The 14,735-nt window shown below is 43.5% G+C and carries 13 protein-coding genes; 10 read left to right on the forward strand and 3 right to left on the reverse strand.

Going from position 1 to position 14,735, the window contains the following annotated elements; genetic code table 11:
- Positions 1 to 10 precede the first annotated feature (10 nt).
- The 6 genes from AC6IZR_RS03450 (at position 11) to tehB (ending at position 5,502) form a co-directional block, all read left to right on the forward strand.
- Positions 11 to 1,210, forward strand: coding sequence for a multidrug efflux MFS transporter (locus AC6IZR_RS03450; RefSeq protein WP_227223626.1), 1,200 nt, complete (start codon positions 11 to 13; stop codon positions 1,208 to 1,210).
- On the forward strand, positions 1,200 to 1,349 hold the full coding sequence (gene rpmG / locus AC6IZR_RS03455; protein ID WP_003005699.1) for a 50S ribosomal protein L33: 150 nt from the start codon (positions 1,200 to 1,202) through the stop codon (positions 1,347 to 1,349). Before AC6IZR_RS03450 ends, rpmG begins: the two co-directional genes overlap by 11 nt.
- 41 nt (positions 1,350 to 1,390) lie before the next feature.
- Positions 1,391 to 1,624, forward strand: coding sequence for a preprotein translocase subunit SecG (gene secG / locus AC6IZR_RS03460; protein ID WP_003008189.1), 234 nt, complete (start codon positions 1,391 to 1,393; stop codon positions 1,622 to 1,624).
- A 96-nt stretch (positions 1,625 to 1,720) separates the two neighbouring features.
- Entirely contained in the window at positions 1,721 to 4,081 is a 2,361-nt protein-coding gene (gene rnr, locus AC6IZR_RS03465; RefSeq protein WP_497848787.1) for a ribonuclease R, read from the forward strand.
- A complete protein-coding gene (smpB, locus tag AC6IZR_RS03470; protein WP_129824036.1) occupies positions 4,044 to 4,511 on the forward strand; it encodes an SsrA-binding protein SmpB in 468 nt (155 codons plus the stop codon). Before rnr ends, smpB begins: the two co-directional genes overlap by 38 nt.
- A gap of 130 nt (positions 4,512 to 4,641) precedes the next feature.
- A complete protein-coding gene (gene tehB, locus AC6IZR_RS03475) occupies positions 4,642 to 5,502 on the forward strand; it encodes an SAM-dependent methyltransferase TehB (protein ID WP_462128177.1) in 861 nt (286 codons plus the stop codon).
- Positions 5,503 to 5,919: 417 nt separating this feature from the next.
- On the opposite strand, the gene AC6IZR_RS03480 is transcribed toward tehB, so the two are convergent.
- Positions 5,920 to 6,462, reverse strand: a complete 543-nt coding sequence (locus tag AC6IZR_RS03480) for a TetR/AcrR family transcriptional regulator (RefSeq protein ID WP_462128947.1) — start codon at positions 6,460 to 6,462, stop codon at positions 5,920 to 5,922.
- A gap of 334 nt (positions 6,463 to 6,796) precedes the next feature.
- Complete coding sequence (locus AC6IZR_RS03485; RefSeq protein WP_003013089.1) at positions 6,797 to 8,143, reverse strand: Nramp family divalent metal transporter; 1,347 nt, start codon at positions 8,141 to 8,143, stop codon at positions 6,797 to 6,799.
- Between the two features lie 168 nt (positions 8,144 to 8,311).
- Between AC6IZR_RS03485 and AC6IZR_RS03490 the strand changes: the two genes are divergently transcribed.
- From AC6IZR_RS03490 to AC6IZR_RS03505, 4 genes are all read left to right on the forward strand, one after another.
- Positions 8,312 to 9,013 carry an ABC transporter ATP-binding protein gene (locus AC6IZR_RS03490; RefSeq protein ID WP_347112454.1) on the forward strand — a complete coding sequence of 234 codons (702 nt, stop codon included), beginning with the start codon at positions 8,312 to 8,314 and terminating at the stop codon, positions 9,011 to 9,013.
- Positions 9,014 to 9,026: 13 nt separating this feature from the next.
- The gene (locus AC6IZR_RS03495; RefSeq protein WP_497848788.1) at positions 9,027 to 11,750 is read left to right on the forward strand and encodes an FtsX-like permease family protein; all 2,724 of its coding nucleotides are present in this window, start codon (positions 9,027 to 9,029) and stop codon (positions 11,748 to 11,750) included.
- Between the two features lie 165 nt (positions 11,751 to 11,915).
- Positions 11,916 to 12,758 (forward strand): metallophosphoesterase family protein, encoded by an 843-nt coding sequence (locus tag AC6IZR_RS03500; RefSeq protein WP_497848789.1) that lies wholly within the window; start codon positions 11,916 to 11,918, stop codon positions 12,756 to 12,758.
- Between the two features lie 112 nt (positions 12,759 to 12,870).
- Positions 12,871 to 13,320, forward strand: coding sequence for an Rrf2 family transcriptional regulator (locus tag AC6IZR_RS03505; protein ID WP_023918737.1), 450 nt, complete (start codon positions 12,871 to 12,873; stop codon positions 13,318 to 13,320).
- A gap of 240 nt (positions 13,321 to 13,560) precedes the next feature.
- On the opposite strand, the gene AC6IZR_RS03510 is transcribed toward AC6IZR_RS03505, so the two are convergent.
- Positions 13,561 to 14,643: a M24 family metallopeptidase gene (locus AC6IZR_RS03510; protein ID WP_049518429.1), complete on the reverse strand. Its 1,083-nt coding sequence runs from the start codon at positions 14,641 to 14,643 to the stop codon at positions 13,561 to 13,563.
- Positions 14,644 to 14,735: the final 92 nt, after the last annotated feature.

A 14,735-nucleotide genomic window follows, 5' to 3' on the forward strand; every position in this document is an offset into this window, starting at 1 on the left:
CACAAGAGAAATCAATTGGCGTAAAAATCTATATATTGCCTGGATCGGGTGCTTTTTCATCGGAGCCAGCCTTTCTTTAGTCGTCCCTTTTATGGCCCTCTTTGTGGAAGAGTTGGGTGTTACGGGCAAGGCTGTTCCCCTTTATGCTGGGATTGCCGTCGCAAGTTCTTCTGTAACCTCTGCGATCATGTCTCCCATCTGGGGGAGCCTGGCCGACCGCTATGGTCGAAAACCCATGATGCTTAGAGCTTCCATTGCCATGACGCTGACCATGGGAGGCATTGCCTTTGTCCCTTCTGTCTTTTGGCTCTTGGTCCTGCGCTTGCTCAATGGAGTCTTTTCAGGCTTTGTTCCCAATAGTACAGCCTTGATTGCCAGTCAAGTTCCCAAGGACCAATCTGGCTATGCTCTAGGGACCTTGTCGACCGGTGTCGTGGCTGGAACCTTGATGGGCCCTTTGATTGGGGGACTCATTGCTGAAAATCTAGGCATGCGCAATGTCTTTCTCTTGGTCGGCTTCTTCTTATTTTTGGTTTCCCTCTTAACCTTCTGGGGCATTGAGGAAGACTATGAGCCCCTTCCAAAAGAAGAACAAAAATCCAGTTGGGAGTTGCTCATGTCCATTCAGCAAAAAGATATCCTCTTGGGCCTCTTTTTGACCAGTATGACCATTCAAATGATCGCCCAATCTATTTCTCCGATCCTACCTCTTTATGTGCGGGCTTTGGGACAAAGAGATAACCTGATCTTTGTATCGGGGATGATTGTTTCGGCTATGGGAGTCTCTAGTATGCTCTTTTCAGGTTGGATGGGAAAACTCGGAGACCGAATCGGGAATCACCGGCTCTTGTTAATCGCCCTTCTCTATAGTGGCTGTCTCTATATCCTTTGTGCCCAAGCGCAAACACCTCTGCAATTAGGGATTTTACGCTTCCTCTTTGGGATCGGGACAGGAGCCCTACTACCAGGAGTTTCTGCATTATTGAATCGTTTAACCCCTCCTGAAGGGATTTCTCGGATCTTTAGCTACAACCAGCTCTTTTATTACTTAGGTGGTGTATTAGGGCCAATGATGGGATCGAGTATTTTCATGCATTTTGGCTATCATTGGGTATTTTACGGTACAGCCCTTTTGGCCTTTACCGATTTGATGTTCCTCTTATTCTTATTTAGAAAGTATTTGAAAGTGAGAGACGTACGTGCGAATTAAAGTTCAATTGACCTGCACTAGCTGTGGGAGTCAGAATTATTTGACCAGTAAAAATACCAAAACCCATCCTGAAAAGATCGAGGTCTTGAAGTATTGTCCCAAGGAAAGAAAAGTAACCTTACATATTGAATCAAAATGATTTTCATGGTATAATAGTGGAGATTTTAAGGAGTTTTGAATATGAGCGGAGCATTAACAACTATTTTACTAGTATTATCAGTATTGATTATTATCGCAATTTTTATGCAACCAACAAAAAACCAATCGAGCAACGTCTTTGACGCAAGCTCAAATGACTTGTTTGAACGTTCAAAAGCGCGCGGGTTTGAAGCCGTGATGCAGCGTTTAACAGCTATTATGATCTTCTTTTGGTTATTGATCGCGATGATCTTAATGGTACTTTCTAGTAGATAAGATAGGCTCAGACAATGTCTTTGCCTATTTTTATTTTGCAAAACAAAGACACAAGTAGATAGAAAAAAGGAGGCTGGATAACCAGCAAATAAATCAATGAAAACAAGTATTAAAGAATATTTACAAGAGCATGACAAAGTCCAGATCAATGATCTGGCAGCAGCTCTAGGAAAAGAAGGGTCTAAGGATTTCCGTGACTTGGTCAAAACCATCTCTCTGATGGAACGCCGTCATGAGTTGAAATTCGAGGATGATGGCTCTCTTCGTTTGGCTCAAAAGAAGGCCCCAGCCATTACGCTCAAGGGGATCTTTCATGCCCATAAGAATGGCTTTGGTTTTGTCAGTTTAGAAGGCGAAGAAGAGGACCTCTTTGTTGGCCGAAATGATGTCAACCACGCCATCGATGGTGACACCGTTGAGATCGTCATTACCAAGGTGGCAGACCGAAACAAGGGAACGGCAGCAGAGGCTAAGATTATTGATGTCTTGGAGCATAGCATCAAAACGGTAGTTGGACAAATCGTTCTGGATGAGGAAAAGCCTAAATATGCCGGCTACATTCGTTCGAAAAATCAAAAGATCAGCCAGCTGATCTATGTGAAGAAGCCAGCCATCCAATTGGAAGGGACCGAAATCCTCAAGGTCGAAATTGATCAATACCCGAGCCGCAAGCACAATTATTTTGTGGCGACTGTGCGGGATGTGGTCGGTCATGTAACAGATCCAGGAATCGATGTCTTGGAAGTGTTAGAATCCATGGACATTGTCTCAGAATTTCCAGAAGAAGTGCTGAAAGAGGCTGAGAATGTTCCAGATGCACCGTCTAAAAAGGATTTAGAGGGACGCTTGGATCTGCGAGAGGAGATCACCTTTACGATCGACGGGGCAGATGCCAAAGACTTGGACGATGCGGTCCATATCAAGCTACTCAAGAACGGCAACTTTGAGCTGGGTGTTCACATCGCAGATGTTTCTTATTATGTTACAGAAGGTTCAGCACTCGACAAGGAAGCTCTAAATCGGGCGACTTCTGTCTATGTGACCGACCGAGTAGTACCCATGTTGCCAGAGCGTCTCTCCAATGGGATCTGTTCTTTAAATCCGAATGTGGACCGCCTGACCCAGTCTGCCATCATGGAGATCGATCCTCATGGCAAGGTCGTCAAGCATACCATTACCCAAACAGTGATCAATACAACCTTCCGAATGACCTATAGCGACGTCAATGATATCTTAGCGGGCGACGAAGAAAAGGCTCAAACCTTTAAGAAAATTGTCCCAAGTATTCATCAAATGGCCACCTTGCATGGCATTCTAGAAAGCATGCGGATTCGTCGCGGCGCCCTTAATTTTGATACCAATGAGGCTAAAATCCTGGTCAATAAAGAAGGAAAACCGGTCGATATCGTCCTTCGTCAAAGAGGAATTGCCGAGCGGATGATCGAGTCCTTTATGCTGATTGCCAATGAAACAGTGGCGGAGCACTTTACACGACTAGAACTGCCGTTCATCTACCGGATCCACGAAGATCCAAAGGCAGAAAAAGTACAGAAGTTTATCGATTATGCTTCTAGCTTCGGGATCCAAATCTACGGAACGGCTAGTGAGATGAGCCAAGAAGCCCTGCAAGAAATTATGCGCAAGGTCGAAGGGGAACCCTATGCAGATGTCCTTTCGATGATGTTGTTGCGCTCGATGCAGCAGGCTCGCTACTCAGAGCATAACCATGGCCACTATGGGCTTGCTGCTGAGTATTATACTCACTTTACCAGTCCCATCCGTCGGTACCCGGACCTGATGGTTCATCGAATGGTGCGCGAATACGGAAAATCCCAAGAAGTGGCAGAGCACTTTGAACAAGTCCTTCCAGACATTGCCAGCCAATCCTCTAGTCGGGAACGCCGGGCTATTGATGCGGAGCGCGAAGTAGAAGCCATGAAGAAGGCTGAATACATGGAAGACTATGTTGGGGAAGAATACGATGCCGTGGTTTCCAGTGTGGTGAAATTTGGCCTCTTTGTGGAGTTGCCAAATACGGTTGAAGGCTTGATCCATATTACCAATCTCTCTGAATTCTACCATTTTAATGAACGAGATCTAACCCTTCGCGGGGAAAAATCAGGAGTAACCTTCCGTGTCGGTCAGCAAATCCGAATCAAGGTAGAAAGAGCTGACAAGATGACAGGAGAGATTGATTTCTCTTATATTCCAAGTGAATGGGATGTCGTCGAAAAAGGCCTCAAGTCTAAAGGACGTGACCGAGATGGCAATCGTAGAGATCGCAGACGCAAGGACAAAAAAGTTTTTAAGGGATCAACCGCTAGAAAAGATGACAAGCGGAAAGATTCTTCCTCTAAATCCAAAAAGAAAAAAGGGAAGAAACCATTTTACAAGGAAGTAGCAAAGAAAGGAGCCAAACATGGCAAAGGGCGAAGGAAAGGTAGTCGCGCAAAATAAAAAGGCGAGACATGACTACACCATCGTGGATACGATTGAAGCAGGGATGGTGCTGACGGGGACAGAGATCAAAAGTGTCCGTGCAGCACACATTAACTTGAAAGATGGCTTTGCACAAGTAAAAAATGGCGAAGTTTGGCTTAGCAATGTCCACATTGCCCCTTATGAGGAAGGCAATATCTGGAACCAAGATCCAGACCGTCGTCGCAAGCTCCTTCTTCATAAAAAGCAAATCCAAAAGCTGGACCAAGACACCAAAGGGACCGGAATGACCTTGGTGCCTTTGAAGGTCTATCTCAAGGACGGCTATGCCAAATTGCTTTTGGGGCTCGCTAAAGGGAAACATGATTATGACAAGCGTGAATCTATCAAACGTCGAGAACAAAACCGGGATATTGCACGGGTCATGAAACAATACAATACACGTTAAAGAAAAAGACAGTTTTGAAACTTGTTTCAGATCTGTCTTTTTTCTTAGAGATGGGCTCTCCTTTTTCTAACTTGTAAAAAGGGGCTTTTTTCTGTATGATAAGGGTAGTGAAAGAAAAAGGAGAAGCAGCATGACACAAAAATTGATCGCTTACAAACGCATGCCTATCTGGACTAAGGGTACCATGCCAGAAGCTCTTCAAAGAAAGCACAATACCAAGGTAGGAACCTGGGGGAAGATTACTGTTTTGAAAGGTCAGTTACGATTTATTGAATTGACCGAAGAGGGGGAAGAAATCGCGAGCCACCTCTTTGAAGCAGGAGCAGAGAACCCCATGGCCGAGCCCCAGGCCTGGCACCGTGTGGAAGCAGCGACGGACGATGTGGAGTGGTACTTGGAATTTTACTGTGAGCCAAAAGACTATTTCCCAAAAAAATACAACACCAATCCTGTCCATTCAGAAGTACTAGAAGCAGTGGAAATTGTCCCAGCTGGAAAGGCATTGGATTTAGGATGCGGGCAAGGCCGCAACGCCCTCTTTTTGGCCCAACATGGCTTTGACGTGACAGCAGTAGATCAAAATGAACTGGCTCTTGAGATCTTACAAAGTATTGTCGCTGAGGAAGATCTAGAGATGCCAGTGGGACTCTATGATATCAATGCTGCAGCTCTTACCCAAAACTATGATTTCATCGTATCGACTGTGGTCCTCATGTTTTTAGAGGCTGATCGAATCCCGGTGATCATCCGCAATATGCAAGAGCATACCAATCCAGGGGGCTACAATCTCATTGTCTGTGCCATGGATACGGAAGATTATCCTTGCCATATGCCCTTCTCGTTCACCTTTAAAGAAGGAGAATTGGCGGAGTATTACAAGGATTGGGAATTGGTCAAGTACAATGAAAATCCAGGCCATCTTCATCGTCGAGATGAGAATGGCAATCGGATTCAACTTCGATTTGCAACCATGTTGGCAAAGAAAAAATAAAGAAAAAGCAGGATGTTAAGATTCTGCCTTCAGATTGAAGACAAAGTTATATAAAAAACTTTCCTTAGGTGAGTACGGACGTCAGCGAACTTCTTCGAAGTTCCAAGACTTAGTTTTGAGCCTAGGGTCTCAAAACTCCCGAGTGCCTGAAACGTTATTGTTTCAGGCACTTTTCTCACAGCTGAAAGTTTCGGTATTTTCTTGAATCGATTTAAAAATTGGAACTCATCTTTATTTTTTTTTTGCAAAATCGCTGAACTTATTTTACTTTAAAGTAATTTGTCTACATTCTAAAAGCAGGATCCTAGCATCCTGCTTTTTTGCTTTCTACAAACAAGTTGAACAAGGTGATCTGAATGTTGTTCATTTGCCAAAAAGAAAAACCTTCTCCATAATGGTAGGAAAAGGTTGGGGAATTTAGTTCCAGCTAGCAAAGTCGCAGACACTAAGAATGATCGTCCCGATTTCGATTGGCTCTTCCTTGGCACCGGATTCTAGCCAGGTCACAATCACAGATTCGATGGTAGCGATGAAAATTTCTAGACCATACTTGTATGGAACTTGAAAGTCTGAAATGATATGTTCCTTCGCATGGGGAGTATCGTCTAATGCATGGAGGGTAAAACTTCTTACCAATTTACGGAAGTCTGAGCAGCAGGATTGGGACAATGCATAAATAAAATCATAATTCTCTTTAATAGCGGTCAAGACATTGAGAAAGTTTACCTTGACAGGGCTTCCTTCAACGAAGAGGCTATCCAATTCTTGCATCATGTCCAGTTTCATTTGCTCAAACATGTCGTATTTATCGACATAGTGCAAGTAGAAGGTCCCGCGGTTAATCTCAGCGGTTTCAGTTAATTGTCGAATAGTGATGCTTTCAAAAGGTTGTTGCAAGAGGAGTTTTGAGAGCGCATTTCGTAAGTCTGACTTGGTTGTTGTTTGTCTTTGGCGTACCATATGTTCCTTTCTGTAGTTGTATAAATTTATTCTTATTTATTTGACGTTAAAATAATTTATATATTAAATAATTTCACGACACTAACAAAGAGCATTATACTCCAAAAGAATAAATTAGACAACAATTCTCATTTTTGTACAGATAACGAAAAATGTACAAAAATTTTACAAGTTTATGAGTGATGGGCACTGGCAAGATTTTGTGAAAACTTCACAACAATTAGTGATTTAAAATAATTCCCTCCTAAAAAAATGGTCAGGAAATTTTTAGGAAAAGGAGGAACAAGATGAAGGGACGAACAAAAAAACCAGCACCGTTTAAGTGCTGGTTTCTTTATTTGATAAAAGTTGTCACGATCAAATTGAAATTTAAGATAGTTAAGACAATCGCAACGAGATAGCCTAAGAAAGTATTCCATTTCGCATTGACATGCTCTCCCATGATTTCCTTGTTGGAGGTAAAATAAACCAGAGGGAAGATGGAGAATGGAAGAGCCGCTGATAGGAAGACTTGAGAATAAACCAGAAGGTCATCAAGGACATGTTCCTGATCTCCAAATAAGATCGCAACGATGATGACAGGAAGAAGGGCAATGATCCGAGTCATGAGACGAACGACCCATTGTGGCAGGCGGAATCTCAAGAAACCTTCCATAACGATTTGACCGGTTAGGGTCCCGGTAATGGTTGAATTTTGACCACTGGCTAACAAAGCGATGGCAAAGAGGGTGGACAAGAAGGGACTAGCGATAGCACCGGCAATATGATTATCTTTGAGGGCATTATACATGCTAGAGAAAGCACCGATCTTATCTCCGTGACCAAAGAAGAGGGCTGCTCCAAGAATCAAGAGGAGGGAGTTGACGACGAAGGCCAAACTCAATTCAATATTTGAATCCCAGGTCATAAAGCGCACTGCCCGTTTGATATCTGCTGGATCTTTGTAGTCCACCTTTCGCGTTTGCGAAATGGAAGAGTGGAGATAGAGGTTGTGGGGCATTACTGTTGCCCCGATGATTCCAAGCGCCAAGGTTAAGGCTTCATTTCCTTTTGGAAGTCCAATTCCTAGCACCTCTTTTTGAGGGAGGAAGCCAGCGAAGATTCCTCCGATATCTGGTTTCGATAGGAATACCAGATAGCCAAAAATTGCAAGGATCGTGAGGATCAAGGTTGATACGATGGCCTCGATCTTTCGAAATCCTAGATGCATGAGTCCTAGTAATAGGAAGACATCAAAAATGGTGATCAGGATAGAAAAGAGCAAGGGCCAGCCAAAAAGAAGGTGAAGGGCAATCCCTGAGCCGATGACTTCTGCTAAATCTGTCGCCATCAAGGCAAGCTCGATCACAATCCAAAGGGTATAGCGAAGCCATTTGGGTAAATGATGGGCAGTTGTTTGGGCCAGATCCTTACGATGGACAATCCCTAGTTTACCAGCCATTTGTTGCAACTGCATGGCGATTAAAGACGAGAGAAGAACCACTGATAAGAGGAGGTAGCGGTATTGGGCCCCTCCAACGACACTCGTAATCCAGTTTCCCGGATCCATATAGCCGACAGCTACTAGACTTCCTGGTCCTGAAAAGAGCAGGAGGGTCTTCCAAAAAGGGATTCCTTTTGGCACGTCAATAGATTGGTTGATTTCTTGAAGTGATTTCCTTTCAAACTGTTGTAAACTCACAATGAGCCTTCTTTCTAAGAATAAATCAAATTTGTCTCTAATTATAGCATAAAATTTATAATAGTTCATGATAATTTAGGATAACCTTGTTTTCTACTACCTCGATTTCTTTGTAATCTATCAGAAAAGGACTATAATATAGATAGGAAGTAGGAGGGAGGAGAGGAAATGGCCTACATCGAAATGCAGCACTGTTACAAGCGCTATACGAGTGGAGAGACAGAGATTTTCGCTAACCGGGATGTTTCCTTTGAGATTGAAAAAGGCGAGTTGGTCATTATTTTAGGGGCGTCAGGAGCTGGAAAATCAACGGTTCTCAATATCTTAGGAGGGATGGACACCAATGACGAGGGTCAGGTTCTGATTGATGGAGTGGATATTGCAAAACTCAATGCCCATCAACGAACCAATTATCGACGAGATGATGTTGGTTTTGTCTTTCAATTTTATAATTTGGTCCCTAATTTGACAGCTAAGGAGAATGTTGAGTTGGCTTCAGAAATTGTTTCTGATGCTCTAGATCCGGAAGCTGTTTTGAAAGAAGTAGGACTCGGCAATCGTCTTGATAATTTTCCTGCCCAATTGTCAGGTGGCGAGCAACAACGGGTGGCGATCGCTCGGGCAGTGGCTAAAAACCCTAAAATCCTCCTTTGTGATGAGCCGACGGGAGCCTTGGATTACCAGACGGGTAAGCAAGTATTGGGGATTTTACAGGATATGTCTCGAAAAAAGGGAGCAACGGTCATCATCGTGACCCATAATGGTGCTCTAGCTCCGATTGCAGACCGTGTGATTCGCATGCATGATGCCAAGGTCAAGTCGGTAGAAATCAACGAGCTTCCTCAAGATATTGCTACACTAGAATATTAGAAGAGGTGGTAGCATGAAACGAAAAGTCTATTGGAAGGATCTATTTGGTTCTTTTACACATTCAAAAGGACGTTTTCTCTCCATCTTAACCTTGATGTTATTGGGAAGCTTGGCCTTGGTTGGCTTAAAGGTGACCACTCCAAATATGCACCGAACGGCTAACCGGTTTATTCAGCAACAAAAGATGCTAGATCTTGCTGTCATGGGGGACTTGGGATTAGACCAGGAAGACCAAGAGGAGCTTTTAGGAGTCAAAGGGGCGCGTGTCGAATTTGGTTCACTGCTGGATTTGACAGTGAAAGGAACAGGAGAGGCGATTCGACTTTTTTCTGCCCCAAAAAGTCTTTCTTCCTTTCGTGTGACCAAGGGGCGCCTGCCCCAAAAAGAAGGGGAACTGGCCCTAGCAAGTTTTTGGGAGGATCGCTATCAGATAGGGGATACCCTCACACTTGAAGAAAAGGCTGGAACTCGCTCTAGTTTAAAGCGAAAGCAATTCACCATTGTTGGTTTTGTTCAATCCTCTGAGATGTGGTCTCAAAAGAATTTAGGCACTGCCATGAGTGGTAGTGGAAATCTAGATGCCTATGCACTAGTTTCAAAAGAGGTCTTTACGACTAAACTTCCCGCGATGGCGCGGATCCAGTTTGATGATCTGAAGTCTTTAGATTCTTTTTCGCAAGTCTACCAAAAAGGGCTCAAAGCTCATCAAGAAGAGTTAGAAAAACTTCTGAAAGACAATGGAAAGGCCCGCTATCAAAGACTCAAGCAGGAGGCGGATGGGCAGATTCAAAAAGGCCAGAAAGAACTCAGTCGTGCCAAGGAAACCCTCCAGTCAGCTAAAAATCAGATCGATCAGGCTCAAAAGCAATTAGACTTGCAGGAGGCGCAGTTCAAGAAACTAGCTCCAATTCTGCCAGCTAAAGAGCAAGTAGCCAGTCAAGAAAAGATCCATCAAGCCAAAGAACAACTGGAACAGAAAAAGAAGGACTGGACTGCAGGTGAAACAGAGCTCGCAAAAAAAGAGGAGGAGCTGAAAAAAGCGCAAAGGGAGCGAGATCAGCTGGAAATTCCAACTTATCATGTCTATGACCGCAAGACCATGCCAGGCGGACAAGGTTACCTGATGTATAGCAATGCTAGTAGTAGTATTTCCGCTGTCGGAAATATTTTTCCGGTTGTTCTTTACCTGGTAGCAGCCATGGTGACCTTTACCACGATGACCCGCTTTGTTGATGAAGAGCGAACCAATGCAGGTATTTTTAAGGCACTGGGCTATCGTACCAAGGACATCATTCTCAAATTTGTCCTCTATGGATTCTTTGCAGGGACGATCGGTACCCTTCTAGGAACCTTGCTGGGCCATTATTTCCTATCGGGGATCATTTCCAACATTATTACGCAAGGGATGGTGATTGGAGAGAGCAGAGAGTATTTTTATGGGGATATGACTCTGATTGCGCTCGGACTGTCTTTCGTCGCGAGTGTGCTTCCAGCTTACTGGGTTTCTCGTAAGGAATTAAAAGAAGAAGCTAATCTTTTATTGCTTCCTAAACCACCCGTATCCGGTTCGAAGATTTTCCTGGAGCGTCTCCATTTTATTTGGAAGCGTCTGAGTTTCACCCACAAGGTCACTGCTCGTAATCTCTTTCGTTACAAACAACGGATGCTGATGACCATTTTTGGAGTGGCAGGTTCTATTGCTCTTCTCTTCGCAGGGCTAGGGATTCAATCTTCTGTAGGAGGGGTTTCCAAACGCCAATTTCAAGAGATCCTATCTTATGAGATGATTGTAGCCAAAAAAACGAATTTATCAAGCCAAGAAAGCAAGGAACTAACCAATCGTCTGGAAAAATCAGATATCAAAGATTATCGAGCCGTTTATAGTAAGGTCATCGAAGCATCTTTAAAGGGTGGACGCGACAAGCAGACCATTACGATGATGGTAACGGATCGTACAGATTTTTCTCCCTTTGTCAGCTTACGTTCTCTCAAGCAAGGAGAGTCCTTGTCTCTCAAGAAAGGGGTCATCATCAGTAGTAAGCTAGCACAACTAGCCAGGGTTACAGTCGGTGATCGATTGACCTTAGATGGTCATACTTTTAAGATAGCAGGGATCACTGAAAATTATGTCGGCCATTTTGTCTATATGGATCAGGCAAGTTACCAAAAAATCTACGGAAAGCGGACTTCAGCAAATAGCTATTTGGTGCAGTTGAAAAATCCTTCTACAGGACAAGTGCAGGCTGTCAGTCGGGACATGATGGCACTTGCAGCTGTGAAGGCAGTCAGCCAAAATGCTTCGATGATTTCCCTCTTTAACTCAGTTGCCAAATCCTTGGACACTACTATGATGATTCTAGTAGTCGTATCGATCTTGCTAGCCATCGTGATCTTGTATAATTTAACCAATATCAATGTGGCAGAGCGGATCCGTGAATTATCGACCATTAAGGTCTTAGGATTCCATAATAAGGAAGTGACGCTCTATATTTACCGCGAAACCATCTTATTGTCTATCATAGGGATCCTTTTGGGATTAGTGGGTGGTTATTATCTTCATCAATTCCTCATTGCTATGATTGCACCAGATGCCATTCTCTTTTACCCTAAAGTGGGACTTGGCGTTTTCCTCTTCCCTGTCGGAGGAATGATCCTTCTCTTGATCCTGTTAGGAATTTATGTTGACCATTATCTTCGAAAAGTAGACATGCTCGAAGCCCTCAAATCAGTAGACTAAGATACAAAGCCGTTAAGCAACTCTTTGGAAAAAGATAAATCCAACGACGAAGCTTCCGCTTATAGCCTGAGTTTTCATTTCTGGTAGCATGGAATGTTCATAAAACTTTCACCTTTGGGTGGAAGTTTTTCTTCTCTTTGTTATAATGGAGAGAAGGAGAAGATCATGACTAAAATTGCTTTACTTTCAGATATTCATGGAAATACTACAGCATTGGAAGCTGTCCTAGAGGATAGTCGAAAAGCCAAGGTGGATGAATATTGGCTCTTAGGAGATAGTTTGATGCCTGGGACAGGGAGACGGGCCCTCTTGGAGATATTAGAGGAGTTACCGATTACGGTTAAAGTCCTTGGAAACTGGGAAGATAGTCTTTGGCGGGCCATGAGGGGGATGTTGGATGAGACCAGACCCAGTCATCGCTACCTCATGCGCCAGTGTCAATATATTCTTGAAGAAATCACGCCCCAGGAAATTGAAGACATGCAGAAAATGCCCATGCAGGTCCATAGAGAAATCGCAGGTTTAAAGATCGGCATTACCCACCACTTACCTGATAAGAATTGGGGTCGCGAATTGATCCACATTGGTGAGCAGAAGGATTTTGATCGCTTGGTGACAAACCCGTCTTGTGATATTGCAGTCTACGGACACATTCACCAGCAGTTTTTCCGTTACGGGACAGGCGGAGAACTGATCATCAATCCTGGCTCGATCGGTCAGCCTTTCTTTCTGGAAAAGAATCTTCGCAAGGACCTTCGGGCCATGTATGCCATTCTTGAATTTGATCAAATGGGGCTAAAAGATGTAGATTTTAGACGGGTGGACTATGATGTCCAAAAAGAACTGCAACTTGCAAAAGTCCTCCATCTTCCATATTACCAAGTGTATTATGAAAGTTTGGTCAATGGCATTCATCATACCCACAATCATGAGCTCCTTCATGAAATTGAGCAGAGAGAAGGTCATGATCGAGAAATCGATGCTTGGCTAGAGGACTTCTTCCAATAGTGTAACTGTTGACATTACAACTAAAAAGAGTATAATAGGAATAACGAAAGTCGTCCCTTGACGGTTGTTCAATAGACTCTACCTTCAAAAACGGGTAGAAAGGAGTGAAGTTATGCAAATTTCGAGTCGCTTTACCATTGGGACTCATGTCTTGATCATGATTGCTCTACAAGGAGAAAAAACAAAAGTAACCAGTGATTTTTTGGCAGGAAGTGTCGGCGTGAACCCTGTTATTATTCGAAAGACTTTGTCTCAGTTGAAGAAAGCTGGATTGATCCATGTAGCGCGTGGGACAGGCGGAGCGGAGCTCGCAAAAGCAGCCGATGAGATCAGCCTGCTGGATATCTATCAAGCGGTAGAATGCTTAGGTTCGACAGGTCAATTATTTGGTTTTCATGACAATCCGAATCCAGCCTGCCCAATTGGCCACAATATCCACAATGTTTTAGATGGGAAGCTTGAGGACATTCAGACTGCTATGGAAAAAGAAATGTCCCAAACCACTTTAAAAGACGTCGTAGAAGATACGCAGAAAAGAATGAATCTCGAATCGGTTTCATAAGAAAAATGAGAGTGGGACAGAAATCGGTAATTCGTTAGAATTCGATTTCGTCGTCCCACCTCCGTACAGTTGAGTAGGGCTGTAAAAGCTGGTGAAATCAGCGTAGTAGAGCCCACTCAACCACTGCGTCTTGCTCGACAATCCAAAGATAATTAAGAGGCTAGGACTTTTGTCCCAGCCTCATTTTTTATAGTTATTAACGAAACAAGATGTTTGTTATATATTGAAACGACTAAAGGATTAGTCAAAGTAAAGTAAGTCTTTGCTGGTTTCAGTGAAGAGTCCAAATCCGTCTTTTGTGACGTAACCACAATCTTCGATACGGACACCGACTTTACCTGGAATATAGATTCCTGGTTCGACTGAGAAGCACATGCCTTCTTCAAGCACCATGTCATTTCCTTCCATAATAGAAGGGAATTCATGCACGTCCATTCCGATCCCGTGTCCGAGGCGGTGGTTGAAGTACTCACCATAACCAGCTTTTTCGATGACGCTCCGTGCAGCACGGTCGACGTCATGTGCTGTTACACCAGGTTTGATCATGTCAATAGCTGCTTGTTGAGCTTCTAACGTCAAGTGGTAGATTTCTTTTTTGAAATCATCTGGTTTTCCAACAGCAACAGTACGAGTCATATCTGACGCATAACCATTGACCATACAGCCAAGGTCAAAGAGCAAGAGGGCATCGTTTTCGACTTTATTGCTTCCAGGAATTCCGTGTGGGTTAGCTGCATTATTTCCAGTCAAGACCATGGTTTCAAAGCTCATTTCATAACCCAAGCGTTTGATTCCAAAGTCGATTTCTGCTACGATATCAGTTTCTGTTTTATCCAGTGAGATAGCGTCGAATCCCATATTGACAGCCTTATCTGCGTATTGACCTGCCACCAACATTTTTTGGATCTCATCAGCAGATTTGATCAAGCGCATCCGGTTAATCCGTGGTGTCAAGTTGGTGAATTGAGCCTGTTCAAAGACTGTGCGCAAGCCATTGTATTTGGTAAGGATCAAGTTATCATATTCAAGTGCAACGGTTTTGGCATCGGGTTTTGCGATAGCTCCTTTAATCTTTTCCCATGGGTTTTCAGAATCCACATAGCCAACCACTTGGAAATCGACAACTGCAGTCGCCCGTTCCACTTCAAGTGCAGGAACGAAAAGAAGTGGTTCGTGGTCTGTGTAAACGAACAAGAAGAGTTGGCGTTCGTGGGGATCACTGTAAAATCCAGTCAGGTAATTGATGGTGACAGGATCGGATACAACAGCGACATCTGTTTTTTCAGTTTCAAGAAAATCGACGATTTGATCTAATTTAGACATAATGCTACCTTCTTTCTATGGATCTATTTTGTCAAATTTTCCCCAAAAAAGCAAGAGTTTACAAAATTTTACCAAAATACTTGAAAGTGTTT

The organism is Streptococcus mobilis, from assembly GCF_059727625.1.